Origin of the sequence: Rhodococcus sp. H-CA8f, from assembly GCF_002501585.1 — a bacterium.
In the GTDB taxonomy this organism is placed as follows: domain Bacteria; phylum Actinomycetota; class Actinomycetes; order Mycobacteriales; family Mycobacteriaceae; genus Rhodococcus_F; species Rhodococcus_F erythropolis.
In genome coordinates this window covers 1-23,473 of record NZ_CP023720.1, presented here as the reverse complement: position 1 = coordinate 23,473, position 23,473 = coordinate 1, and the positions used below count along the sequence as shown (strand labels likewise).

The 23,473-nt window shown below is 63.0% G+C and carries 18 protein-coding genes and 2 tRNA genes; 16 read left to right on the top strand and 4 right to left on the bottom strand.

Annotated elements, in window-relative coordinates; genetic code table 11:
• Positions 1-98 precede the first annotated feature (98 nt).
• The 11 genes from CPI83_RS00100 to CPI83_RS00050 all read left to right on the top strand — a co-directional run bounded on the left by CPI83_RS00100 (position 99) and on the right by CPI83_RS00050 (position 14,254).
• Positions 99-1,010 carry a metal-dependent hydrolase gene (locus CPI83_RS00100; RefSeq protein ID WP_007729174.1) on the top strand — a complete coding sequence of 304 codons (912 nt, stop codon included), beginning with the start codon at positions 99-101 and terminating at the stop codon, positions 1,008-1,010.
• Positions 1,010-2,131, top strand: coding sequence for a PDR/VanB family oxidoreductase (locus CPI83_RS00095; RefSeq protein WP_097388098.1), 1,122 nt, complete (start codon positions 1,010-1,012; stop codon positions 2,129-2,131). The genes CPI83_RS00100 and CPI83_RS00095 overlap by 1 nt, the downstream gene beginning before the upstream one ends.
• Positions 2,132-2,158: 27 nt before the next feature.
• The gene (locus CPI83_RS00090; protein ID WP_003942581.1) at positions 2,159-3,082 is read left to right on the top strand and encodes an alpha/beta fold hydrolase; all 924 of its coding nucleotides are present in this window, start codon (positions 2,159-2,161) and stop codon (positions 3,080-3,082) included.
• 197 nt (positions 3,083-3,279) lie between these two features.
• Positions 3,280-5,316, top strand: coding sequence for a DNA topoisomerase (ATP-hydrolyzing) subunit B (gyrB, locus tag CPI83_RS00085; RefSeq protein WP_003942515.1), 2,037 nt, complete (start codon positions 3,280-3,282; stop codon positions 5,314-5,316).
• Between the two features lie 86 nt (positions 5,317-5,402).
• Entirely contained in the window at positions 5,403-7,934 is a 2,532-nt protein-coding gene (gene gyrA, locus CPI83_RS00080) for a DNA gyrase subunit A (RefSeq protein ID WP_019746215.1), read from the top strand.
• Positions 7,934-9,352, top strand: coding sequence for a DUF3566 domain-containing protein (locus tag CPI83_RS00075; protein WP_097386586.1), 1,419 nt, complete (start codon positions 7,934-7,936; stop codon positions 9,350-9,352). The genes gyrA and CPI83_RS00075 overlap by 1 nt, the downstream gene beginning before the upstream one ends.
• 75 nt (positions 9,353-9,427) lie before the next feature.
• Positions 9,428-9,501, top strand: a tRNA-Ile gene (locus tag CPI83_RS00070).
• A gap of 176 nt (positions 9,502-9,677) precedes the next feature.
• Positions 9,678-9,750 (top strand) — tRNA-Ala (locus CPI83_RS00065).
• Between the two features lie 262 nt (positions 9,751-10,012).
• Positions 10,013-11,122: a hypothetical protein gene (locus CPI83_RS00060; protein ID WP_003942559.1), complete on the top strand. Its 1,110-nt coding sequence runs from the start codon at positions 10,013-10,015 to the stop codon at positions 11,120-11,122.
• A 62-nt stretch (positions 11,123-11,184) separates the two neighbouring features.
• A complete protein-coding gene (locus tag CPI83_RS00055) occupies positions 11,185-12,849 on the top strand; it encodes an alpha/beta-hydrolase family protein (RefSeq protein ID WP_019746219.1) in 1,665 nt (554 codons plus the stop codon).
• Between the two features lie 127 nt (positions 12,850-12,976).
• Complete coding sequence (locus CPI83_RS00050; RefSeq protein WP_019746220.1) at positions 12,977-14,254, top strand: lipase family protein; 1,278 nt, start codon at positions 12,977-12,979, stop codon at positions 14,252-14,254.
• Positions 14,255-14,311: 57 nt separating this feature from the next.
• On the opposite strand, the gene CPI83_RS00045 is transcribed toward CPI83_RS00050, so the two are convergent.
• The gene (locus tag CPI83_RS00045; RefSeq protein WP_019746221.1) at positions 14,312-14,764 is read right to left on the bottom strand and encodes a hypothetical protein; all 453 of its coding nucleotides are present in this window, start codon (positions 14,762-14,764) and stop codon (positions 14,312-14,314) included.
• Positions 14,765-14,854: 90 nt separating this feature from the next.
• On the opposite strand from CPI83_RS00045, the gene CPI83_RS00040 reads away from it, so the two are divergent.
• On the top strand, positions 14,855-15,382 hold the full coding sequence (locus CPI83_RS00040; RefSeq protein WP_007729190.1) for a peptidylprolyl isomerase: 528 nt from the start codon (positions 14,855-14,857) through the stop codon (positions 15,380-15,382).
• Between the two features lie 17 nt (positions 15,383-15,399).
• The gene (locus CPI83_RS00035) at positions 15,400-16,344 is read left to right on the top strand and encodes a rhomboid family intramembrane serine protease (protein WP_117435000.1); all 945 of its coding nucleotides are present in this window, start codon (positions 15,400-15,402) and stop codon (positions 16,342-16,344) included.
• A gap of 27 nt (positions 16,345-16,371) precedes the next feature.
• Here CPI83_RS00035 and CPI83_RS00030 read toward each other — a convergent pair whose 3' ends face one another.
• Entirely contained in the window at positions 16,372-16,899 is a 528-nt protein-coding gene (locus tag CPI83_RS00030; protein ID WP_042950201.1) for a lipoprotein LpqH, read from the bottom strand.
• Between the two features lie 304 nt (positions 16,900-17,203).
• Here CPI83_RS00030 and CPI83_RS00025 point away from each other — a divergent pair, with 304 nt between their 5' ends.
• The gene (locus CPI83_RS00025; RefSeq protein ID WP_029256822.1) at positions 17,204-18,547 is read left to right on the top strand and encodes an MFS transporter; all 1,344 of its coding nucleotides are present in this window, start codon (positions 17,204-17,206) and stop codon (positions 18,545-18,547) included.
• Here the strand turns inward: CPI83_RS00025 and CPI83_RS00020 are convergent.
• Positions 18,538-20,403: a GAF domain-containing protein gene (locus CPI83_RS00020; protein WP_097388097.1), complete on the bottom strand. Its 1,866-nt coding sequence runs from the start codon at positions 20,401-20,403 to the stop codon at positions 18,538-18,540. The genes CPI83_RS00025 and CPI83_RS00020 overlap by 10 nt on opposite strands.
• Before the next feature lie 126 nt (positions 20,404-20,529).
• Here CPI83_RS00020 and CPI83_RS00015 point away from each other — a divergent pair, with 126 nt between their 5' ends.
• Together CPI83_RS00015 and CPI83_RS00010 are read left to right on the top strand one after the other, a co-directional pair.
• A complete protein-coding gene (locus CPI83_RS00015) occupies positions 20,530-21,897 on the top strand; it encodes an FAD-linked oxidase C-terminal domain-containing protein (RefSeq protein WP_041814395.1) in 1,368 nt (455 codons plus the stop codon).
• A 122-nt stretch (positions 21,898-22,019) separates the two neighbouring features.
• A complete protein-coding gene (locus tag CPI83_RS00010) occupies positions 22,020-22,868 on the top strand; it encodes a TauD/TfdA family dioxygenase (RefSeq protein ID WP_097386584.1) in 849 nt (282 codons plus the stop codon).
• A gap of 6 nt (positions 22,869-22,874) precedes the next feature.
• Here the strand turns inward: CPI83_RS00010 and CPI83_RS00005 are convergent, their stop codons facing one another.
• Positions 22,875-23,366, bottom strand: a complete 492-nt coding sequence (locus CPI83_RS00005) for a PH domain-containing protein (protein ID WP_097386583.1) — start codon at positions 23,364-23,366, stop codon at positions 22,875-22,877.
• Positions 23,367-23,473: the final 107 nt, after the last annotated feature.

Below are 23,473 nucleotides of genomic sequence, written 5' to 3'. Positions count from 1 at the left end.
ACCTATTACTTCGTGTTACAGTTAAAACTCGCTAGTGAGTGAACTGTGTCACAAGGCTGTCGTTCCCTACCGATCGGCAGGCATGAAGGAGTAGCTAGATGTCGCAGAAGATATCGACACCCGCTTCGTCGTTCGCCGAGCCGGATCACATCCTGTTGCAGGCTCGCAATGTCGAGTTCGACTGGTCCGATCTGCCCATGCACTGGATTCCGGGCGATCCGTTCAGCACACACGTTCTCAACGTGCTTCACCTTCTCCTCCCCGCCGGTGAGGAATGGTTTGTCGAGACTTTCAAGGAAGCTCTTCCTCTGATCGAGGACGAGAAACTCCGTGAAGACGTCGTCGGATTCATCGGCCAAGAGGCGATGCACTCCAACGCGCACTCGGGTGTCCTCGTCCATCTCAAGGAAAACGGCCTCGATCCGACGCCGTACACCCAGCAGATGGAGTGGGCATTCTCGAAACTGCTCGGACCGCGCCCGATGACAGGTCTGCGCGCCGAGAATCACCTGGTGGAGCGCTTGGCGATCATCGCGGCCATCGAACACATCACTGCTTTCCTCGGCGACTGGGTGCTCAACGCCAAGGGGCTCGACAAAGCCGGCATGCACCCGACCATGCTTGATCTTCTTCGCTGGCACGGCGCAGAAGAAGTCGAACACCGCGCCGTCGCGTACGACGTGATGCGCTACTTCGACAAGCGTGAGACCCGCCGGATCCGTACCCAGATCCTCGTCACGCCCGCAATCGTGTGGCTGTGGATTCGTGGAACCCGGTTCTTGATGCGCAACGATCCCGAGCTTGCCGCTCAGGCTCCCAGCCGTCGACGGCCCCACCTGTCCGATTTCATCGCGGCCGGAAAGCGTGGCACAGTTCCCACGTCGTTCGAGCTGGTCAAGCGGATGTCGACGTACTTCAGCAAGTCCTATCACCCCAGTAACGAGGGCTCGACCGCCCAGGCGGTGCAGTACCTGGCGTCGTCACCCGCAGCTCAGGCGGCTGCACGGTGATTTCACTCTCGAGGGTCAAGGACGTCATCTCCGGGCACGACGGGTTGCCGCGTTTTCCGGCGCCACCCGATTTGTCCGGAAAGAACCGTCCCGACCGTGCCATGCGCATCACGGAGTTATTGGCGGACAAGTACCTTCGGGTGTTGACGGCCTACGACTACAACCCCGAGATCGCTGGCCACAACCCCGACACGGCCATGAACATGGTGGTCAGTACGCGTGAGGTGGTGGCGACCGACGAGAACGTCGTTCGCCTGCGCTTCGAATCCGCCGACGGTTCACCGATTCCGCCGTGGCATCCGGGTTCGCACCTGGACTTCCATCTACCTTCGGGTCTGCGGCGTCAGTATTCGCTGTGCGGCGACCCTGCCGATCGCACGGGATACAGCGTCGCGGTTCGTCGGATCCCCGACGGCGGTGGCGGTTCCATCGAGATGCACGCTCTCCAGCCGGGTGAGCACGTCACGGTACGCGGCCCTCGCAACGGATTTCCCTTTGTGGGTGAAGGCAGTGCACTGTTTGTTGCCGGCGGCATCGGTATCACGCCGATCATCGCAATGGTCCGTGCGGCAAGAGAATTGGGAATGGATTGGTACTTCGTGTACTCGGGCCGCTCTCGTGAATCCATGCCGTTCCTCGACGAGATCGCGAGCTGGGAACCCGAGCGTGTCTTCGTGCGCCCGGACGACGAGTTCGGATTACCCACCACCGCAGACCTTCTCGGACGAGCGCCGGCCGGCGGTGCCGTGTACTGCTGCGGCCCGACGCCGATGCTCGACGCCGTCCGCCGCGGATTCCGCGATACACCCTCCACCGCTTTGCATTTCGAGCGGTTCGGGGCTCCGCCGGTGATCGACGGCAAGGAATTCGAAGTGCAGCTGGTCAATTCGGGTCAGGTGCTCACCGTGCCCGCCGACGAGTCCGCGCTCGACGTCATCAAGAAGACATTGCCCGGTGTCGGGTACTCGTGTCAGCAGGGTTTCTGCGGAACCTGTCGTGTGAAGGTGCTCGCGGGCAAGCCCGATCACCGCGAAAGGCGTCTGACCGACACCGAACAGGAAACGGAGATGCTCATCTGCGTATCCCGTTCCGACGGTGGACGTCTCGTTCTCGATCTCTAGATATTCCCGACTCCGAAGGGTTCGACAATGTCGAAGCACTCTCCTGTCCACGCCGTGACCGCGCGTCGCGTGACCAACGGTTCCGTCAGCCTGGCAGTGTTCGAGCAGGGCAAGGCAGACGGCGAGACCATCGTCCTGGTGCATGGTTGGCCCGACACCCATGAATTGTGGAACCGCATCGTGCCTTTGCTGGCAGACGACTTCCGCGTCGTCAGCTACGACAGCCGCGGGGCCGGTGAGAGCACGATCCCCTCGAGGGTGCAGGACTACCAACTGAGCGCACTGGCCGGCGATCTTTTTGCCGTCATCGACGCGGTCAGCCCGGGCAAGCCGGTGCACGTCCTGGCACATGACTGGGGATCCGTGGAAACGTGGGAAGCGGTCTGCGAGCCGGGTGCCGAAGAGAAGATAGCGTCGTTCTCGTCCATCTCGGGCCCCAATCTCGATCATCTCGGCAAGTGGATCCGGGCGAGCGTGTCCAAGCGTCGTTTCCTCGGCCCAGCGGCGCAGGGAATTGCGTCGGCCTACACCGTTCTGTTCCAGATTCCCGGGCTGTGCACCCTCCCGTTGCGTCTGTGGTTCTCCAAGCATTGGCCGGCATTTCTGGGCTTCTTCGACGGTCTGGACCCCCGTGTGGTCAACACCGCGCCCACCATCGCCGACGACATGGTGAACGGACTCAAGCTTTATCGCGCGAACATCCGGCCGTCTCTCGGCAAGCCGCGGGATCGGTACACGGACGTGCCTGTTCAGCTCATTCTGAACAAGTACGACAAAGCCGTTCGTCCGGTGGGATACGAGGACACCGAAAAATGGGTCTCCGACCTGCAGCGACGTGAAATTGCCGCGGGACACTGGTCGCCGTTTTCACATCCGGGCGAGGTTGCCGAACATGCGCGGGCATTTATCGCGAGCCTGAGAGAGCGTCGCTCGGAGAAGCAAAGTTCCTAGCGTTTCACCTTCCGGGGATCGTAAAAATTCGTCTGCGGCGCAGCCAGGGGTGTCATTGGCCGCTTCTAGTCGGTGCTTACCAGTAAGATGGTCAACGGTAACTAGCGGCAACATTCTCGAACCCGCTCCGACGACACCCGCAAGGGCTTGCTGACGGCTGCGCTCGAGTATTGACGGAGAAGGAGAGCTACCCACCCGTGGCTGCCCAGAAGTCAGATACAAGCACTTCCAGCAAGGACTACAACGCGTCGTCCATCACCGTCCTCGAAGGACTCGAGGCGGTACGTAAGCGTCCAGGCATGTACATCGGTTCCACCGGTGAACGCGGCTTGCACCACCTCATTTGGGAGGTCGTCGACAACTCGGTCGACGAGGCGATGGCCGGACACGCCACCAAGGTCGAGGTCACCCTCCTCGAAGACGGCGGAATCCGCGTCATCGACGACGGCCGTGGCATCCCGGTCGGCATGCACGCCTCCGGAGTTCCCACCGTCGAGGTCGTGCTGACCCAGCTGCACGCCGGCGGCAAGTTCGACTCCGACTCCTACGCCGTCTCCGGTGGTCTGCACGGCGTCGGTATCTCGGTGGTCAACGCGCTCTCCACCCGGCTCGACGTCGACATCAAGGTCGACGGCTACCGGTGGCAGCAGACGTACACCGATTCCAAGCCGGGAGAGCTCGTACAGGGCGACCCGACGAAGGAGACCGGCACCACCGTCAGTTTCTGGGCTGATCCCGAGATCTTCGAGACCACCCGCTACAACTTCGAGACCGTTGCGCGTCGTCTGCAGGAAATGGCCTTCCTCAACAAGGGCCTGACCATCACGCTGACCGACGAGCGCGCCGAGGTCATCGACGACGAAGCCGCCGAGGTAGCCGAGGCTCCCAAGTCTGCTGCCGAAGAAGCCGAAGAAGCTGCTCAGGCAGCGCCGCGTAAGTCCAAGACCCGTATCTACCACTACCCCGGTGGACTCGAGGACTACGTCCGGCACATCAACAAGAGCAAGACCCCGATCCACAACTCGGTCGTGGGATTCACCGCCAAGGGCACCGGCCACGAGCTCGAGGTCGCAATGCAGTGGAACTCCGGCTACTCGGAGTCCGTGCACACCTTCGCCAACACGATCAACACCCACGAGGGTGGTACCCACGAAGAGGGCTTCCGCGCCGCACTGACCGCAACGGTCAACAAGTACGCGCTCGAAAAGAAGCTGCTCAAGGACAAGGATCCCAAGCTCACCGGTGACGACATCCGTGAAGGACTTGCGGCCATCATCTCGGTGAAGGTCGGTGAACCCCAGTTCGAGGGTCAGACCAAGACCAAGCTCGGCAACACCGAGGTCAAGTCCTTCGTACAGAAGGCGTGCAACGAGCACCTCGCGCACTGGTTCGAGGCGAACCCCGCCGACGCGAAAACCATTGTGAACAAGGCTGTTTCGTCGGCGCAGGCCCGCGTCGCCGCACGTAAGGCGCGTGAGCTGGTCCGTCGCAAGAGTGCGACCGACCTCGGTGGCCTGCCAGGCAAGCTCGCCGATTGCCGCTCCAACGATCCGGAGAAGTCCGAGATCTACATCGTGGAGGGCGACTCCGCAGGCGGCTCGGCCAAGTCCGGCCGAGACTCGATGTACCAGGCGATCCTCCCGCTTCGCGGAAAGATCATCAACGTCGAGAAGGCGCGTATCGATCGCGTCCTCAAGAACACCGAAGTCCAGTCGATCATCACCGCGTTCGGCACGGGCATCCACGACGAGTTCGACATCGCCAAGCTGCGCTATCACAAGATCGTGCTCATGGCCGACGCCGACGTCGACGGTCAGCACATCGCAACGCTGCTGCTCACGCTGCTGTTCCGCTTCATGCGGCCGCTCGTCGAGCACGGCAAGGTCTACCTCGCGCAGCCGCCGCTGTACAAGCTCAAGTGGCAGAAGGGTGCGCAGCCGGAATTCGCGTACTCCGACCGCGAGCGCGACGCGATGGTCAAGGCAGGCCTCGAGTCCGGCAAGAAGATCAACAAGGACGACGGCATCCAGCGCTACAAAGGCCTCGGCGAGATGAACGCCAAGGAGCTGTGGGAAACCACGATGGACCCGACGGTGCGCGTTCTGCGTCTCGTCACGCTCGACGACGCGGCTGCTGCCGACGAGCTGTTCAGCGTGCTGATGGGCGAAGACGTCGAAGCACGACGCAGCTTCATCACCCGCAATGCCCGGGACGTTCGTTTCCTCGACGTGTAGGCCTGCGGCCCTGTGAGCGGTTGCGGAGTCCCCGGACTCCTTTTCCGCGCACAGGGGCTTGCCCCCTCTTTTAAGAAAGTGAGCTCATGACCGACACCACGTTGCCACCGGACGGTCCGCAACACGACCGGATCGAACCGGTCGACATCCAGCAGGAAATGCAGAACAGCTACATCGACTACGCCATGAGCGTCATCGTCGGTCGCGCTCTGCCGGATGTCCGCGACGGACTCAAGCCGGTGCACCGCCGCGTGCTCTACGCGATGTACGACAACGGATATCGCCCAGACCGCGGATACGTGAAGTCTGCCCGACCGGTCGCCGAGACCATGGGTAACTACCACCCCCACGGCGACTCCTCGATCTACGACACGTTGGTCCGTATGGCCCAGCCGTGGTCGCTGCGTTACCCGCTCGTCGACGGTCAGGGAAACTTCGGATCCCGCGGCAACGACGGCGCAGCCGCCATGCGTTACACCGAGTGCAGGCTCACGCCGCTCGCGATGGAAATGCTGCGCGAAATCGACCACGAGACAGTCGATTTCACCCCGAACTACGACGGCAAGACGCAGGAACCGACGGTTCTGCCCAGCCGTATCCCGAACCTTCTGATCAACGGTTCCAACGGCATCGCCGTCGGTATGGCCACCAACATTCCGCCGCACAACCTGCGTGAAGTTGCCGAGGCGATCTACTGGGCGCTCGAGAACTTCGAGGCGGACGAGGAAGCCACCCTCGCGGCCGTCATGGAGCGCATCAAGGGACCCGACTTCCCGACGCACGGGCTCATCGTCGGTGGACAGGGCATCCAGGATGCCTACACCACCGGCCGTGGCTCAGTTCGTATGCGCGGCGTCGTCGAGATCGAAGAAGATGCCAAGGGCCGCACCACGATCGTCATCACCGAGCTGCCCTACCAGGTCAACCCGGACAACCTGATCACTTCCATCGCGGAGCAGGTTCGTGACGCCAAGATCGGTGGCATCTCCGACATCCACGACGAGTCCTCGGACCGCGTCGGCATGCGCATCGTCGTCACCGTCAAGCGTGACGCCGTTGCCAAGGTCGTGCTGAACAACCTCTACAAGCACACCCAGCTGCAGACCAGCTTCGGCTGCAACATGCTCTCCATCGTCGACGGAGTGCCGCGCACGCTGCGCCTCGACCAGATGATCCGTCTGTACACGACGCATCAGCTCGAGGTCATCGTTCGTCGTACCAGGTACCTGCTTCGCAAGGCACAGGAGCGCGCCCACATCCTGCGCGGTCTGGTCAAGGCCCTCGACGCTCTGGACGAGGTCATCGCCTTGATCCGTGCGTCGCAGACCGTCGACATCGCTCGCGCCGGATTGATGGAACTCCTCGACGTCGACGAGATCCAGGCCGACGCCATCCTCGGCATGCAGCTGCGTCGTCTGGCCGCCCTCGAGCGTCAGAAGATCGTCGACGAGTTGGCCGAGATCGAACTCGAAATCGCGGACCTCGAAGACATTCTGGCTCGCCCGGAGCGTCAGCGCGCGATCGTTCGTGACGAGCTCAAGGAAATCGTCGACAAGTACGGCGACGACCGTCGTACCCGCATCATCGCCGCCGACGGAGACGTCAACGACGAGGATCTGATCGCCCGTGAAGACGTCGTCGTCACGATCACCGAGACCGGTTACGCCAAGCGCACCAAGACTGATCTCTACCGATCGCAGAAGCGCGGCGGCAAGGGTGTTCAGGGTGCCGGCCTCAAGCAGGACGACATCGTCTCGCACTTCTTCGTCACCTCGACGCACGACTGGCTGCTGTTCTTCACCACGAAGGGCCGCGTCTACCGCGCGAAGGCTTACGAGCTGCCCGAGGCGAGCCGTACCGCTCGCGGTCAGCACGTTGCCAACCTCCTGGCCTTCCAGCCGGACGAGCGCATCCAGTCCGTCATCCAGATCAAGACGTACGAAGACGCGCCATACCTGGTGCTCGCCACACGCAACGGTCTGGTCAAGAAGTCCAAGCTCACCGACTTCGACTCCAACCGCAGCGGTGGCATCGTCGCCATCAACCTGCGCGGTGAAGACGAACTGGTCGGCGCTGTTCTCTGCTCCGCCGACGACGACCTGCTCCTGGTCTCGGCACAGGGCCAGTCGATCCGCTTCTCGGCCACCGACGAGGCACTGCGTCCGATGGGCCGCGCCACGTCCGGTGTCCAGGGCATGCGTTTCAACGGGGACGACGAGCTGCTCTCGCTCAACGTCGTTCGTGAAGGAACGTTCCTCCTGGTCGCCACGTCGGGCGGATACTCCAAGCGAACCGGCATGGAGGATTACCCGGTGCAGGGTCGCGGCGGCAAGGGCGTGCTCACGATTCAGTACGACAAGAAACGTGGCACTCTGGTCGGTGCGCTCATCGTCGACGACGACGACGAGCTGTACGCGATCACCTCGGGCGGCGGCGTCATCAGGACGGCTGCCAAGCAGGTTCGTAAGGCGGGACGCCAGACCAAGGGCGTGCGTCTGATGAACCTCGGCGAAGGCGACACACTGCTCGCGATTGCGCGCAACGCCGACGAGCCCGAAGAGCTCGCTGCAGAGACCACCGACAACGCAGACAATGCCGATGGAGCTAAGGAGTCCTAGTGAGCACTCCCAACCAGCCGGGCAGTGACCAGAAGAGTGAAAGCACTTCAGGTTCGACGCCACCGAAGCCGGAGCAGGCAACTGCTCCGGCGGGGCCGCAGACCTCGAAACCTGCAGCTCCAGCGGACGGCGGACCCAAAGCTTCCGAGGCAGCTCCGGCGCCCAAGGCACCGGAGCCGCCTCGCGGCCCGTCGGATTCGGCCCAGAAACCGGCGGCTGCGGCTCCCGACGCCGCGGGTGCGGCCAAGGGTCAGGCTCCTTCCGTTCCTTCTGTGGCTCCGGCTGCGCCGGTAACCCCGGCGAAGGGTGATGGTCAGGCTCCGCCGCAACCGGTCGCCAATCAGGCTCGTGGCAGCCAGGCACCGCCGTGGCAGCGGGGACCCCAGCCGTCAGGCCAGCCTCAGGGGCAGACATCTCAGGCGCCGAAGGCTCCTGCTCAGAACCCGAGTGCTCAGAACCCCGCTGTTCAGAACCCGGGCAAGGCTCCGGCACCGCAGAATCAGGCTCCGCAAAGTCAGCCGCAGACCAACATCACGCGCCCGGCCGGCGCTGGTGCTCCTGCAGGTCGACAGGCAGCTCCTGCTGGGGGTAAGCCGCCTGCGGGTCCGCAGCGTCCTGCTGCGGCCGGCCCGGCACAGGGTGGTCCGGCACAGGGTGGTCCGGCCAAAAACCCCGCGCAGGGTGGTGCGCCGAAGGGGCAGCCGCAGGCGGGTCGCCCCGCTGCCGGTGCACAGACAGGTCGTCCTGCCGGCAACCCGTCGGCGCGACCTGTCGTGACGGGCACGGCGGCTGCCGCAGCTACCGGTGGCGTCGCCGGCGCAGCGGCAGCCAAGGCTGTTGCACCCTCGGGCGCAAATCCCAAGGCTGCAAATGCCACGGTCGCCAATCCCACCGTCGCTAATCCGAAAGCAAAAGCCGCCGCGATCGACGGGCCGACTCGGCACATCGATCGCAAGGATCTGCCGAAGGACATGCCTGACCTCTCCGAGGCCAAGCATCCGTTGCCTGCTGCGGTGAAGGGTGAGAAAACTCACGCCGTATCGGCCTCGGTCGTGGACGGTGCGCCACTGCGCGCAACGGTCCAGATCCGTCGTATCGACCCGTGGTCCACGCTCAAGATCACGTCCGTGATCTCGGTATCGCTGTTCTTCGTGTGGATGGTGGCCGTCGGACTGCTCTACGTCGTTCTCGACGGCATGGGCGTCTGGGATCGCCTGAACAACGCGTTCACCGACATCGTTGCCGACGGCGGCTCCGACGGTCTGGTGACGGCCGGCCAGGTGTTCGGCTACGCCGCGCTGATCGGTATCGCGAACATGGTGCTTTTCACGGCACTCGTCACGATCGGATCGTTCATCTACAACCTCTGCAGCGACCTGGTTGGTGGCGTCGAGGTAACTCTCGCCGACCGCGACTGACCTGCGAAAACATTGCTCCGCCGGGCCCGTTTTGGTGTCAGCGGCCCGGTGGGGTAATCTTTGGAATCGGTTCAGGGGCCTATAGCTCAGGTGGTTAGAGCGCTTTACTGATAATGAAGAGGTCGGAGGTTCAAGTCCTCCTAGGCCCACTCCCATGTGCCGAAGAAGGGTTGCTGGAATGAAGGTTTTCCTGCTTGTCGGGGCCGGAATTCTGGTAGCTCTCGGGGTCACCAAGCTGATCAAAAGTCAGCGCGGAGACAAGGTTTGGCACGATTTGGAAACAGGATAGAACCTAGGTACTCTGACTCCGGTCAGAAAACCGAACGGGGCCTTAGCTCAGTTGGTAGAGCGCTGCCTTTGCAAGGCAGATGTCAGGAGTTCGAATCTCCTAGGCTCCACAGTAAGAAAACACCCTCCCGGGATCCGGGAGGGTGTTTTTGTATGCCGATGTCCGGCCGGCCGGTGCCCGACTCGTGGCCCTCCCCTTTTGAGCGAACGGTACTTTCGGCGCACTGAAGGCGATGAACATGCCGTTCGCTCGGAGTGGGGTGGCCAGAACAGCGCCCACTATGGACCGTTCGTCCCGAATTCTCCGGAAAGTCTAGTGGTCATAACCAGCCGGGCGTAGCGTGAGGAGAACCCAATTTCAGGAGGTTCGTAGTGCTTCACAACGACATTCCCAGCCACGGTGAAATTGCCGCACTCGCGGAGGTGGAAGGGCCCACCTGCATCACCATCGTGACTCCGACTGAAGATGCGCCGCAGGATCATGACAAAGCGCGCATCGCCTTCAAGGACCAGGTCCGCTCGGCACTCGCATCGGTGGAGGATCCGGCCGAGCGCAAGCTGTTCGAGGCCGAATACGCAGAGCTCGACGACGACGACGATTTCTGGCGCTTCCAGTCGCGCTCATTGGTCACGTACGCGACGCCGGAGCGTCTGGTGACCTTCCGCCTCCCCAACCGTCTGCAGGCGCTCGAAACGGTCAGCGATCGGTTTCATCTCAAGCCACTGCTCCGTTCGGTGACCTTCCCCCAGACGGCGTTTGTTCTCGCTCTCGCCGAAGGTTCGGTGCGATTGATCGAGATCGCCGCCGATCAGCCGGCCGACGAGGTTCGTGTTCAGGGAATGCCGAAGAACGCTGCCGATCACGCTGGCAAGTCGTCGATCAACAGTCGCACCGAGGCCGGTCGGCTCTCGGGTTCGGACAGCCGAAAGTTGCGCGTCAATCAGTACGCCCGCGCAGTCGATCACGAGGTCCGTGGTGTCCTCGCCGGCCGCGACGTCCCCTTGATCCTGGCTGCCGCGGAACCCATCGCGTCGGTGTATCGCTCCGTGAATTCGTACCGCCACCTGGTCGACAAAACCGTCGAGGGAAATCCGGAAGCCTTGTCGACGCAGGAGGTGGCGGACGGTTCGCGACCGGCGCTCGACGATTTCCACGCCGAGCAGTTGGCGGCGGTACGGGACACCTTCAATGTGCGCACCGAACAGGGACGTACTCAAACCGACGTCGCCGACGTGGCAACGGCCGCGACGTACGGACAGGTCGACACCGTTTTCATCGACATCGATTCCGTCGTACCTGGAAGTCTCGATCCCCAGACGGGCGCTCTCACGACCGGTGAGTCGACCAACGGAAGTACATACGGGGTCGTCGACGAGATCGCTCGTCGTGCGCTCCTGACGGGTGCTCGGGTCCTCGCTGTTCGCGCCGAGGACATTCCGGGCGGCGGCGCAGTTGCCGCGATTTTGCGCTTCGCCCCGTAAACAGACTGGACGCGTGTGCGCTTCGTGACCTGATTCGGGCACGGGGCGCATACGATTCCGGCATGAAACGTGTGTGGGAACGGCTGCGCCTCTACTGCAAGACGCTGCACCCGGTCGGGCTTGCCTTTGCTCTGGTCTTCTTCACCTGGTCGATGAGTCCTTCCCTGTTGCCGCGCGCGTGGTACTTGCAAGGCGTTGCGACGGGCATCTCGCTCGCGATGGGATACGGCGTCGGCGTGACGGTTGCCTGGATGATCCGCAAGTGCGGCGTCGAACCGCAGTGGTCGGATCGCACCAAGAAGATCGGCTGGCGAATCCTGTTGGTCGCGGCCGTCATTCTGGTTCCGACGTTCTTGGTCCTCGGTTCGTGGTGGCAGCAGATCGTGCGTGACCTTGTCGAAGCTCCTCGCACCAATCAGGCGAATTACCTTCTGGTGCTGCTCATTTCGCTCGGAATCTGGTTCATCCTGCTCGAGGCGGGCCGTGGTCTTCGTTTCACCACCAACAAGCTCACCGCCGTCGCACTTCGGTTCGTTCCCCTCGAAGCGGCGAAGGTCGGCAGCTTGATCGTCATCTTCGCCCTCGGCATCTTCATCGTGAACGGTGCGCTGTACAACGGGTTGATTGCCTTCGCGAACTGGAGTTTCTCCGGTGCGGATCACGAAACACCGGACGGCATCGAACAACCCTTGATCGCTGAGCGCAGTGGTTCACCGATGTCCGCCGAAGCCTGGGATTCGCTCGGCCAGGAGGGGCGCACCTTCATGGGCAGCGGTCCCACCGCGGCCGAGATCACCGCATTGACCGGACGTGAAGCGAAGCAACCGATCCGGGTGTACGCCGGACGTGAATCCTCGGACTCGATCAACGGTGTCGCACAGCGGGTCGTCGACGAGTTGGAGCGCACCGGCGGATTCGACCGCGGAACCCTCGCAGTTGTCACGACCACCGGCCGCGGTTGGGTGAACGAGGACGTCGCGTCGGCGTTCGAGTACGTCGAGGGCGGGGACACGGCGATCGCGTCGATGCAGTACTCGTTCCTTCCGAGTCCGTTGGCCTTCATCGCCGATCGTGAGACGCCGATGATTGCGGGTCGCGCACTGTTCAACGCGGTGTACGCCAAGTGGATCGACCTGCCCGTGGAGACGCGACCCGAACTGGTTGTCTTCGGTGAGAGCCTCGGCTCCTACGGTGGCCAGGCCGCATTTGCCGGCGCTCAGGACATGATGACGCGCGTCGACGGCGCGCTGTGGGTCGGAACCCCCAACTTCACTGCTCAGTGGCAGGAAATCACGGACAGCCGCGACTCGGGCTCACCGGAGATCCTGCCGGTGATCGATGGTGGCCAGGCAATTCGGTTTGCCGGCGATCCGGAAGATCTGGAGCTGAAGTCCGACTGGGACGACGATCGCATCGTGTACTGGCAGCACGCCAGCGACCCGATCACATGGTGGTCCTTCGACCTGCTGCTCAACAAGCCGGATTGGCTCAAGGAACCGCTGGGTCGCGACGTGGATCCGGGAATGACGTGGGTACCTCTCGTGACCTTCTGGCAGGTAACCCTCGACATGGTCTTCTCGGCTGACGTCCCGTCCGGGCACGGTCACAATTACGGCGAGGATGCAGCGGACATGTGGGCCAAGATCCTGCACCCCGAGGCGTGGACCTCGGCTGATACCGACAAGCTTCGTTCGCTGCTGACCTCCAATCTGGAGCCCACGAAGTAGTCGTAAACGGTTGTAAGTCAGCCTGTTAAGGCGAAAACCTCACGAAAAAGTGTTACGTGAGGTATGTGTTACTCTGCGTTCGCTGTGTGCCAAGCCACAGCGCAGGCGAGCGTGGGGAGATCGAAACGTGAAGAGCAGAGCATGGTGGGCGGCCGGGGTTTCCGTCGCGGCACTGGTCATGGGTGCTGTGACGGCCCCTGCCGCAATGGCGGACCCGGCGGATTTCTACACGCCGCCGTCGGAGCTTCCGGCAGGTGCCAACGGAGATCTCATCAAGAGTGAGCCGTCACCACTGCTGCTGAGCGTGCCCGGATCGAACGGTGCGTGGCCGGCAACCGCCACCAAGATCATGTACCGAAGCGAGGACGCCAAGGGTGCTCCCGTTGCCGTGACGGGGACCTACCTCGAACCGTCGAACCCGTGGACCGGGCAGGGGGCGCGTCCACTGGTTGCCGCAGCGGTAGGAACGCATGGGCAGGGCGATCAATGCGCTCCGTCCAAACTGTTCAACACCGGTATCGAGTACCAGTTCCCGACGGACGTCATGGTCGGCTACGAGTCCATCTGGGTGAACACGTTGCTGCTCAACGGCATCGCCGTCGTAGTCACCGATTACGAAGGCCTCGGAACTCCTGGCGATCACACCTACGTCAACCGCGAAGCCGAAGCGCATGCGGTTCTGGACTCGGTGCGTGCCGCTCAGCAGCTCCCGAACACGGGCATTCCCGCCGACGGCCCCGTCGGACTGTGGGGTTACTCGCAAGGTGGTGGAGCTGCCGCTGCCGCAACGGAATTGAAGCCGTCGTATGCTCCCGAGCTTGATCTCAAGGGCACGTATGCAGGCGCTCCGCCCGCCGATCTGGCGGCGACGCTGCAGCAGGTCGACGGCACGTTCCTCACCGGAGTGATCGGCTACGCGCTCAACGGGATCCTTGCGCAGTACCCCGAGGTTCAGCCGCTGCTCGACGCCGAGATCAACGATCGCGGCCGACAGATGTTGGCCGCCACCAAGAACCAGTGCGTCGCCGAAAGTGGATTGCAGTTCGGCTTCCAGCAGTCGTCGAGCTTCACCAATTCCGGTGAATCACTCTCCGCAGTTCTGGCGCGTCTACCCATGGCGCAGGCGATCCTCGACGAGCAGAAGATCGGCAAGCTGACGCCGGAGTCGCCCGTGCTCATTCAGCATGGCCGCTCCGATGACATCGTTCCGTTCGGTCAGGGACAGCAACTGGCCCGTGACTGGTGCGGCAAGGGCGCGACGGTGCAGTTCTCCGTCAACGAACTGCCCCCGATCATTCCGGGCATGGCAATCAATCATGCGACGCCGTACCTGGTGGGTACACCCGAATCCGTCGGGTACATGATCGATCGCTTCAACAACGTCCCGGCACCGTCCAACTGCTGAACGTGAACATCGAAAAGCCCCGGAACACAATCTGTTCCGGGGCTTTTCGTGTGTCGACTAAGCGGTCTTCTCGGCCGAGTTCTCTTCGAGCCGAGGGGGTGCGGAAGCGACCGGCGGATGCTCGCGTCGGCGGCTCTTGAAGAACACCGCGCCACCGATCACCGCAACACCGGCGATGACGAACACGGCGACGCGCTTGCGGCCGCGAGGCTTCTCGGTGCGTTCCGCGGACTTCGTGGGGATAGCCTTTGCGCGCTCGACGCCCTTCTTGGCGAGGACCTTGCCCTGACGACCCAGGAACAACCCGACCTGCCCGGCACCGCGAGCGACCGACGTCGCGACCACCGCGGCGATGCGGCGAGCGTTGTCGGCTGCCTCGGACTCCTTGATACGAGCCGCTGTCTCTTCGAGGTAGGCGGCAGTCTCGTCGAAGGTGTCCTCGACGCGGGCGCGCGCGTGATCGAAGGTGTCGGGCAACTGCGTGCTGAGGGACTCGGTCACTCGTGTCATGACTTCACTGTGCCATAACAGTGAGGCGGGGACAGGGAGAGTTTTGCGGGGCGACATCCGCGAGAACGCCGGCAATGGCACGATGGTGGTGTGACTTCAACTCATCAGACCGCAACCGCAACGCTGCACACGAACCGCGGCGACATCAAGATCGCTCTGTTCGGCAACCATGCGCCGAAGACCGTCGAGAACTTCGTCGGCCTCGCCGACGGCTCGAAGGAGTACACCACCGCAAACGCCGCCGGCACCAAGACCGGCCCGTTCTACGACGGTGCCATCTTCCACCGCGTCATCGACGGCTTCATGATCCAGGGTGGCGACCCCACCGGAACCGGCACCGGCGGCCCGGGCTACAAGTTCGGTGACGAGTTCCACCCGGAACTGCAGTTCGACCGCTCCTACCTGCTGGCCATGGCCAACGCAGGCCCGGGAACCAACGGCTCGCAGTTCTTCATCACCACCGGCCCGACGCCGCACCTGAACCGTCGCCACACCATCTTCGGTGAGGTTCTCGACGACGATTCCAAGAAGGTTGTCGACGCTATCTCCTCCACCGCCGTCGATCGTGGCGATCGTCCGGTCGAGCCCGTCGTGATCAACAGCATCACCATCTCCTGAACAGGTAAAACAAGCAGATGACGAACCCCGGTTGGGGCGGCGGTGCGAGTGAGGGCATCCCGCCCCAACCGCGGTGCGTCCGCCATCCAGATCGACCCACCGCACTTTCCTGCAATCGTTGTGGACGTCCGGCGTGCCCGGACTGCCTCCGCGAGGCGGCGGTGGGATACCAATGTGTTGACTGTGTAGCTGCCGGCCAACGCGATGTCCGCCCCGTTCGGGGCGTCGCCGGAAACACCGTGAGCCCCACCCGCGCGGTCCCGGTCGTGACGTACATCTTGATGGGGCTCAACGTCCTGGCGTTCCTCGCCACCTTCGCGCAGTCGCGAAGCATCATGAACAATCAGGTCGGTTCGTCGATCTTCGCGAACTGGGCACTCAATCCAGGTCTGGTCGCCAGCGGTGACTGGTTCCGGCTCATCGGCTCCGGGTTCTTGCACTTCGGCATCTTGCACCTCGCGGTCAACATGTACGCCCTCTACATCCTGGGGCGCGACACCGAAATCGTGATGGGCCGCTCCCGGTACATCGGCATCTACCTGGTTTCGCTCCTCGGCGGTTCCGCCTCGGTGATGGCGTTCCAGCCGGTGTTCTCCTCGCTCACGGCCCTGTCCTGGACCGCTGGAGCGTCGGGTGCAATCTTCGGCATCATGGGCGCACAGGCCGTCCTTCTACTGCGTTTGCGTCGAAGCCCGGTCCCGATCATCTCGGTGATCGCGATCAATGTGATCATCAGCATTTCGCTGCCCGGGATCTCGTTCTGGGGTCACGCGGGAGGTCTGGTGGCAGGTGCCGCAACGGCCGCTGCCTTCCTGTACGCCCCACAGTGGTTGGGCGCCGGTGAGAACCGCGTGAAGGCGGTGCGGATCGGCTGGATCGCTTTTGGTGCCGTCACTGTGGTGACAATCGGAGTCATCGTGCTCCGCGTCGTCCAACTGCGCGAACAGCTGGGAATCAGCTAGCAAGAATCCTAGGGCCCAGCCGTTGGATCAGCCGCCGATGATGGACTCGCAGGCGAACGTGATCTCGAAGCTCGACGTCTCCGTCGGGTTGCCCTTGTCCCGGGCGCCGATTCCCTCGCCCGTCACCACGAAGGTATTGCCGTCCTGCTTGGCACTGGCAGATCCGCCAGGCAGTCCCGGTGCGAATCCGGCGGTGTACGGCAGACCGTTCGATCCACCCTCGCTTCCGGCGATTCCAGCAGTCTGAACCGTGCCGGATTCATCGATGATGGCTGTGACGGTCAACATGCCGTAGGTGGCATTTTCCGCGTCGAGCAGTGTCATAACTGTCGTGCCGCCGTCCTTTGCGCACTTCGTCTCGAATTTGGCGTCTAGCGTCTTCCCGCCGACGGTGGCCGAGGATGTAGCGGACGAGGCGCCGGCAGCGCTCTTGTCGGAGTCGGTCTTGTCGGAGTCGCTGCCGCAGGCGGAGGCGAATAGTGCGACCGCAGCGATGGTGGCAGCGACTGCGGTGGAGGACCGGCGGGTCATCGTGGTCCGAACCATCTTCGTCATGTTCTGTCCTTCAAGTCACGCGGTGCATCCGCACTTGCTCTGGCTGTTTCGCCGACAACACTAACCAGTGACTCGGTGTTCGTCGCTCTAAATCCCCAGCTCAGGCGGGTTTGTCGCCTTCGACTGTTCAGGGACGTTTGTCAGGCTGCCGAGGGTCATTTACCGGATCGTTGGGAGTAAATGCACATGCAGGGACGGCTTCTGTAGAGATTGTCCACATAGGTTGAGGACATCGGTACTTCTACTGTGGCTTGAGTCACTTCGTAGATAGCAACGCTGACCTTTTCCGAGGAGTACCCCTGCCATGACCTCCACCGATAGCACCACCACTGACGGTGGGGTTGCGCCGAGCGAGATCGAATCTCGCGTGGTGAAGAAGGTAGCGCGCCGGCTGATTCCCTTCCTGATCCTGCTCTATTTCGTGAACTATCTGGATCGTACGAACATCGCCTTCGCGAAGCTCACCATGAGCGCCGACCTCGGGATGACCGAGACGATGTTCGGGCTCGCATCCGGTCTCTTCTTCGTCGGCTATCTGCTGTTCGAGGTGCCGAGCAACCTGGCCCTGCACCGCTTCGGCGCCCGGCTGTGGATCGCGCGGATCATGCTCACCTGGGGAATCCTCGCCGCTGCGCTGGCATTCGTGCCCAACGTGGGCAGCCTCTATTTCCTCCGCATTCTGCTGGGCATCGCCGAGGCAGGCTTCTTCCCCGGAGTTCTTCTCTACCTGACCTTCTGGTTCCCGAAGAAGTACCGCGTACGCCTGATGGGCTTGTTCCTGCTGACACTTCCGCTCTCGTCGGCGCTCGGTGCCCCGCTCTCGGCTGCCATCATCCAGTACGGCGACGGCCTGTTCGGGTTGGCCGGATGGCGCGTGATGTACCTGATCGAGGGTCTGCCCGCCGTGATCTTGGCGTTTGTCGTCTGGTTCTACCTCACCGACCGTCCCGCCGACGCGAAGTGGTTGACCCTCGAGGAGCGCACCTGGCTGATGAAGTCCATGGCCGACGAGGAGAAAGAACTCGGCGACGCCGGTCACCAGTCCGCCGGCAAGACCCTGCGCGATCCCCGCGTCATCGGTTTCGGTCTGGTCTACTTCGGAATCACGTACGGCCTTTACGCTTTGAGCTTCTTCCTGCCCAGCATCGTCGCAGGATTCAAGCAGACGTTCAACACCGATTTCTCGCTCGTCGAGACCGGCCTGATCGTGGCCGTCCCCTACGCGATCGGCGCTGTCGCGATGGTGCTGTGGAGCCGCCATTCCGACAAGACCGGTGAACGAATGTGGCACGTTGCTGCCCCGACGCTCCTGGGTGCGGTATCCATTCCGATTGCGCTGTATCTGGATTCGCCGTTCACCGTCATGATCGCGGTCTCGCTCACCGCTGTCGGTGTCCTCTGTGCGCTCCCCGTCTTCTGGTACCTGCCCACCACGTTCCTGACGGGTGCCAGCGCGGCCGCGGGTATCGCCATGATCAACTCGATCGGCAATGCGTCGGGCTTCGGTGCTCCGTACATCACCGGCTGGCTCACCGATGTGACCGGAAATGCCAAGGCAGGCCTGTGGGTGGTGGGCGCCGTGATGCTCTGTGCCGCAGTTCTTGTGGTGGCACTGGCCAAGCGATCGAGCAAGCCCGCTCAGATCTGACCGAGTTTCCCCGCACTGGCACGCAGCCGGATCAGGAGCGCAAGATCGAGCGCCTGGTCCGGCTGACGCCACTGGGTGCCGATCAACCGGTCGATCGATTCGAGGCGTTGATACAGAGTGTTGGCGTGAATCGCGAGCGCGGCGGCGGTCGCAGAATGCTTGCAATTGTGTGACAGGTACGACGCGAGGGTGTCCAAGAGCGGAACGCCGCGTCGTTGCTCCTCCTCGAGGAGAGGACCGAGGGACCGCAGCGTCAGCGCTTCGAGTTCTTCGCGGCCGGTGCGGCTGAGGAGAATTCGGTAAATGCCGAGGGAACTTGCCGGTTCCACGTGGGAGGCCCGCCCGAGAGTCTCGAGGACGTCGACGGTGTGTTGTGCCTCGACATAGGCTCGCGCCAGACCTTCCGCTCCCACCGCAGGATCGGCGATTCCCACTGTCGGGTTCTCCGCCGGCTGCACCCACGCCGCCGCGACCTCTGCCGGTGACATTCCCGGAATCAAAGCGATGACCCGTGAACCATGTTCGGCAACAACAGTTCCCGAGGGGAATGCAATTTCCTCGATACTGCGGCGTGTACGGTCTACGGCGTCGGCCGGGCGGGCCACCACGACCGTGTAGGAGCGGTCGGGGTTGAGTCCAGCAAGGCGGAACTGACCGGTGACTTCGGCCGGCGTCGGCGCTGGCCTGGTGATCAGATCGACCAGAAATGCGTCGCGTGCTCGGCGAGTGGCTTCCCTGGCCGCCCGTTCGCCTACCAGGGCAAGCGCAATGGCCGGGGCTGACCTTTCGAGTGCCAACCTCATGGCGGCGGTGGGTTCATGACGCGAGAGGAGGAACAGAACTCCGAGTTGGTCACCGGCACTGCGTACTTCGGTGGCGAACAGGAACTGCTCACCGACGATGAGCGTCACCTCCTGCTCGCGTCGGTCAGCGGCAAAGATGTCGAAGACCCGATGCACGCTCTCGCTCACCCGTTGCAGTCCCGGTGGGATCTCCGACGTTCCGGTCACGAAAAACACCGGTGAACCCGTCGACGCGGAGGTTTCTTCCACGAGTTCGCGAACACCGCCGCCGCGCAGGACAACTTGTGTGAGCGAGCGGTCCCAGGTCAGTGTCTGTTCGAGAAGTGCTGTGCGCTCGGCAAGTTCGGTGTTCGCTGCATTCACTTCTGCAACCGTCGCGCGATAGCGTTCGAGAGAGCGGGCATTCTCGATGGCTACCGAGGCATGAGCTGCGAGGGCGGACAGCAACGCAACTTCCTCGTTGCCGAATCGACGCTCCTGGCGCTTGCACGCGCAGAGGGCACCCAGGATCTTGCCGTTCAAAGTCAGCGGAACGGCCAACAGGCCGCGCATGTTCTCGGCTCGTGCTGCGTCGTCGGCGGGCCCGATGTGTGCAAACGAGGGATCGTTGCGGTAATCGGGAGACCAAGCAGGAGAGGAGTTCTCGACCACGCGACCGATGAGGCCTTCTCGGAACGGAACCGTCAGGCCGAGCAGTTGCGACGTATACGCCCCGCTCGTGACTTCGATGATCAAGATGTCGTCGTGAATGAGAGCAAGGTACGAAAGGTCTACGCCGAGTAGCCGTTTGGCCTGATCCACGATCTCCTGCAGAAGGGCGTGATGATCGTGCATCGTGGTCAGCAGCGACGCGATGTCGTTGAGTGCGCCCAGCTCGGTGGCGCGTTGTCGGCGCTGAGCCAGGAGACTACGCAGTTGGAGTGCGGATCGGGCTTCTCGCTCGATCTCGGCTGCGACCTCGGGGCCTGACCCGGCGGCCAACTGATCGCGGTGTTCGATCAGTTCCTCGGTGGATGCCTCGGCCAGGAGAAGCTGTAGCCAGTTCTCGTGCATCCGCACTCCCTTGTCAGGCCAACTTGTCAGGCCAACGATGAGTATGGAGAGAATGTCCATACGGTTTCCGGTTTCTCGGAGTAAATCTACATGGGGTGGTGTAGCCGCCGTCACTATCGTGGAGGCATGACACTCCTCGAGGCGCTCGGCTCGCAGATCGATGCGGATCGACTGATCACCGACCCCGACATCATGGCGAGCTACATCCACGACGACGCCGAGTGGGCTCCCTACGAGATGCCCGTCGCCGTGGTCCGTCCGCGCACAGCCGAGCAGGTACAGACAGTTGTGCAGGCGTGCATCGCCCACGGTGCGCCCGTCGTCACGCGCGGCGCAGGCACCGGTCTGTCGGGTGGAGCCAACGCAGTCGCCGGCGGCGTCGTGATCGCCTTCGACGCGATGAACGCCATCAAGGAGATCAACACCCTCGAGCGTTTGGCCGTGGTCGAACCCGGAGTGGTCAACGATCACCTCCGCGACGCGTGCGCCGAGCACGGCCTCTGGTATCCACCCGATCCGGCGAGCGCACCCTGGTCGACGATCGGTGGCAACGTCGCGACCAATGCCGGGGGCCTGTGTTGCGTCAAGTACGGCGTCACCAAGGACTACGTGCTGGGCATGCAGGTGGTTACCGGAACCGGTGAGCTGGTTCGGCTCGGGCGTCGAACTGCCAAGGGAGTGGCTGGGTTTGATCTCTCGGCGCTCATGGTCGGCTCCGAAGGCACTCTCGGGGTGATCACCGAGGTGACGGTCAAGCTTCGTCCTCAGCGCGATCCCGAGCGCACCATCGTCGGATACTTCGACTCCATCGTTGCTGCGGGCAAGGCAGTCGAAGCCGTCGCCGCGGACGGTCTCACACCGTCGGCCCTCGAGTTGATCGATCGACAGTGCCTGCTTGCCGTCGACGCCTGGAAGAACATGGGCCTCTCGGCCGACGCCGAGGTGGTCCTGCTCGGCCGCATCGACACACCTGGTGAGATCGGCGACGCCGAAGCCGAGCGAATGTTGGCCTGTTTCAACCGTTCCGGGGCAACCTGGAGTGCCAGATCCACCGACCAGGAGGAAGCCGACGCCCTGTTCTCCGCCCGGCGTCTGGCGTACCCCGCCCTCGAGCGGCTCGGCCCGGTGCTCACCGAGGACATCTGTGTCCCCAAGGCAGCGGTCCCGGAGATGTTGGCACGGATCGAGGCCATTTCGGCCCGTCACGACACGCACATCGCGAACATCGCGCACGCGGGTGACGGCAACCTGCATCCGCTGCTGATCACGCCACACGACGACGAAGCGGCGCGGAGGCGTGCTCAGGCAGCTTTTTCCGAGATCATCGACAACGCCCTCGAGTTGGGCGGAACCGTCACCGGTGAACACGGCGTCGGCCTACTGAAGATGGGTGGCCTGGCACAGGAACTGTCACCGGCCGTCGTCGCGATGCATCATGCAATCAAGGGCGCACTCGACCCTCACGGAATCATGAACCCGGGCAAGGTGATTTGAAATGCCGGGTGATCTTAAGGCTGGCTCCGTAACCGAATCGGTTTCCGGAGTTACGCCGTCGAAATGACGAGTTCCTACGCTCGAGTTGAACCGTTTGGCGAACTCGACGTATGGAGTGATGAATGTTCTCTTCCGATTTGACGCTGGCAAGTGTTGTTCCGCGGCGCGTGGACACGTTCGAGGCCGTCCGGGCGGCAATCGCTCTGGACGGCGCCGCGGTCTTCGGTGGGCTGCACACCGAGGAAGATGCCATTGCTTTCGCGTCGAAGTTGCTCGGTGAGAAGTGCATTCGCGTCGGCCGCCAGTTCGAGGCGAGCGCCAGAAGTCAGGATGCCGAAGCCGCTGTCGTCGACACCCAACCGGTGGACGAACGCGGCCGCAAGCGCTCGTTCGGTATCTCCGGCGAGCGGATGACTGCCCACAACGACGGTTTTGCTTTCGGCGATTACGCTCCCGATTACCTGTTTCTGTGGTGCAAGCGCCCGGCGTACCCGAGTGGCGGCGACTCGTTTCTCATCGACGCGGTCAAACTGACGCGATTGCTCGCCTTCGATCCCGCAACAGCGGAGCTGGCCGAATTCTGTTGGAGCACAGACATCGACCATTCGGAACCGAACTTCTCGCAGAACACATTTGCGCCGATCGGCCGGACGGTGCCGAGTGGACGCAACCAGGTTCGCTATCACCCGTACCTCGCGCCGATCGCCGGTGAATCGGAAGAAGCGCAGTGGCCGCTGGTGAAGCAGTGGAGTGAGGCCGTGATTCACGTGCGCGACAGCGGGCCGATGTTCCGTGCCGAAGCCGGCGAGATGATCTGCATCGACAACTACCGGGTGCTTCACGGCCGCGACGGGTACACCGACCCCGGCCGCGAGCTGTACTCGATCTGGGGATGGTCGAGCGACGCCGTCGCGGTGCCGCAGCAGGCACTCGACATCGTGCAGCCGGACCTCGCGGCACTGGCCATGTAACCCGGCTTACTTCTCGGGCGGTACCAAACCGTGGACGGTAAGCACGTCCAGGACGTCCTCCGGCGTCGTACCGAGATCCCAGCGTCCGAAGATCAACAGCTTGTCCGTGTCGGTGGGCCGGTCGACGATGTCGATCTCGAGCATCGGCACGCGTCGACCCAGACGCGGGTAGCGGACGAGACGCACGCGGTCGATCTGTTCGCGGGTGAACGTGTGGCGGGCGCGCAATCGCTGCACCGCGATCGACTTGGTTCCTGCGTTGTCGATCACCGCCAGGCGGGGGCGCTGACGCAGGGCGAGGCCGCCCATCACGAACAGCCCGATCACCGCGAGGGCGAGCAGGAAGCGTCCGGCAGGCTCCGTGGGCGCGATTATCGAGGCGATCGCGAGGGCAATTCCGCCGCCGAACATCGCGTAGACAACACCCAGCGGAGTGGCCCACGAGACGACCTCGGTGGCGTTGTCACGAGGCTGTGGATGAAATTCATCCTCGAGCATGTGGATAACTTCCTAGGTTGTCCACAGGAGTTATCCACAATGGGGATGAATGACACCCATGTAATTGAGAGACGGTCACGATCCGAGCCGAATCAGATAATCGCTGG

What these genes read in the sequence shown, in the direction of transcription:
- CPI83_RS00100 (WP_007729174.1), top strand. Translation starts at nt 99, where the DNA reads ATGTCGCAGAAGATATCGACACCCGCTTCGTCGTTCGCCGAGCCGGAT.
- CPI83_RS00090 (WP_003942581.1), top strand. Translation starts at nt 2,159, where the DNA reads ATGTCGAAGCACTCTCCTGTCCACGCCGTGACCGCGCGTCGCGTGACC.
- gyrA (WP_019746215.1), top strand. Translation starts at nt 5,403, where the DNA reads ATGACCGACACCACGTTGCCACCGGACGGTCCGCAACACGACCGGATC.
- CPI83_RS00055 (WP_019746219.1), top strand. Translation starts at nt 11,185, where the DNA reads ATGAAACGTGTGTGGGAACGGCTGCGCCTCTACTGCAAGACGCTGCAC.
- CPI83_RS00045 (WP_019746221.1), bottom strand. Translation starts at nt 14,764, where the DNA reads ATGACACGAGTGACCGAGTCCCTCAGCACGCAGTTGCCCGACACCTTC.
- CPI83_RS00035 (WP_117435000.1), top strand. Translation starts at nt 15,400, where the DNA reads ATGACGAACCCCGGTTGGGGCGGCGGTGCGAGTGAGGGCATCCCGCCC.
- CPI83_RS00030 (WP_042950201.1), bottom strand. Translation starts at nt 16,899, where the DNA reads ATGACGAAGATGGTTCGGACCACGATGACCCGCCGGTCCTCCACCGCA.
- CPI83_RS00025 (WP_029256822.1), top strand. Translation starts at nt 17,204, where the DNA reads ATGACCTCCACCGATAGCACCACCACTGACGGTGGGGTTGCGCCGAGC.
- CPI83_RS00020 (WP_097388097.1), bottom strand. Translation starts at nt 20,403, where the DNA reads ATGCACGAGAACTGGCTACAGCTTCTCCTGGCCGAGGCATCCACCGAG.
- CPI83_RS00015 (WP_041814395.1), top strand. Translation starts at nt 20,530, where the DNA reads ATGACACTCCTCGAGGCGCTCGGCTCGCAGATCGATGCGGATCGACTG.
- CPI83_RS00010 (WP_097386584.1), top strand. Translation starts at nt 22,020, where the DNA reads ATGTTCTCTTCCGATTTGACGCTGGCAAGTGTTGTTCCGCGGCGCGTG.
- CPI83_RS00005 (WP_097386583.1), bottom strand. Translation starts at nt 23,366, where the DNA reads ATGCTCGAGGATGAATTTCATCCACAGCCTCGTGACAACGCCACCGAG.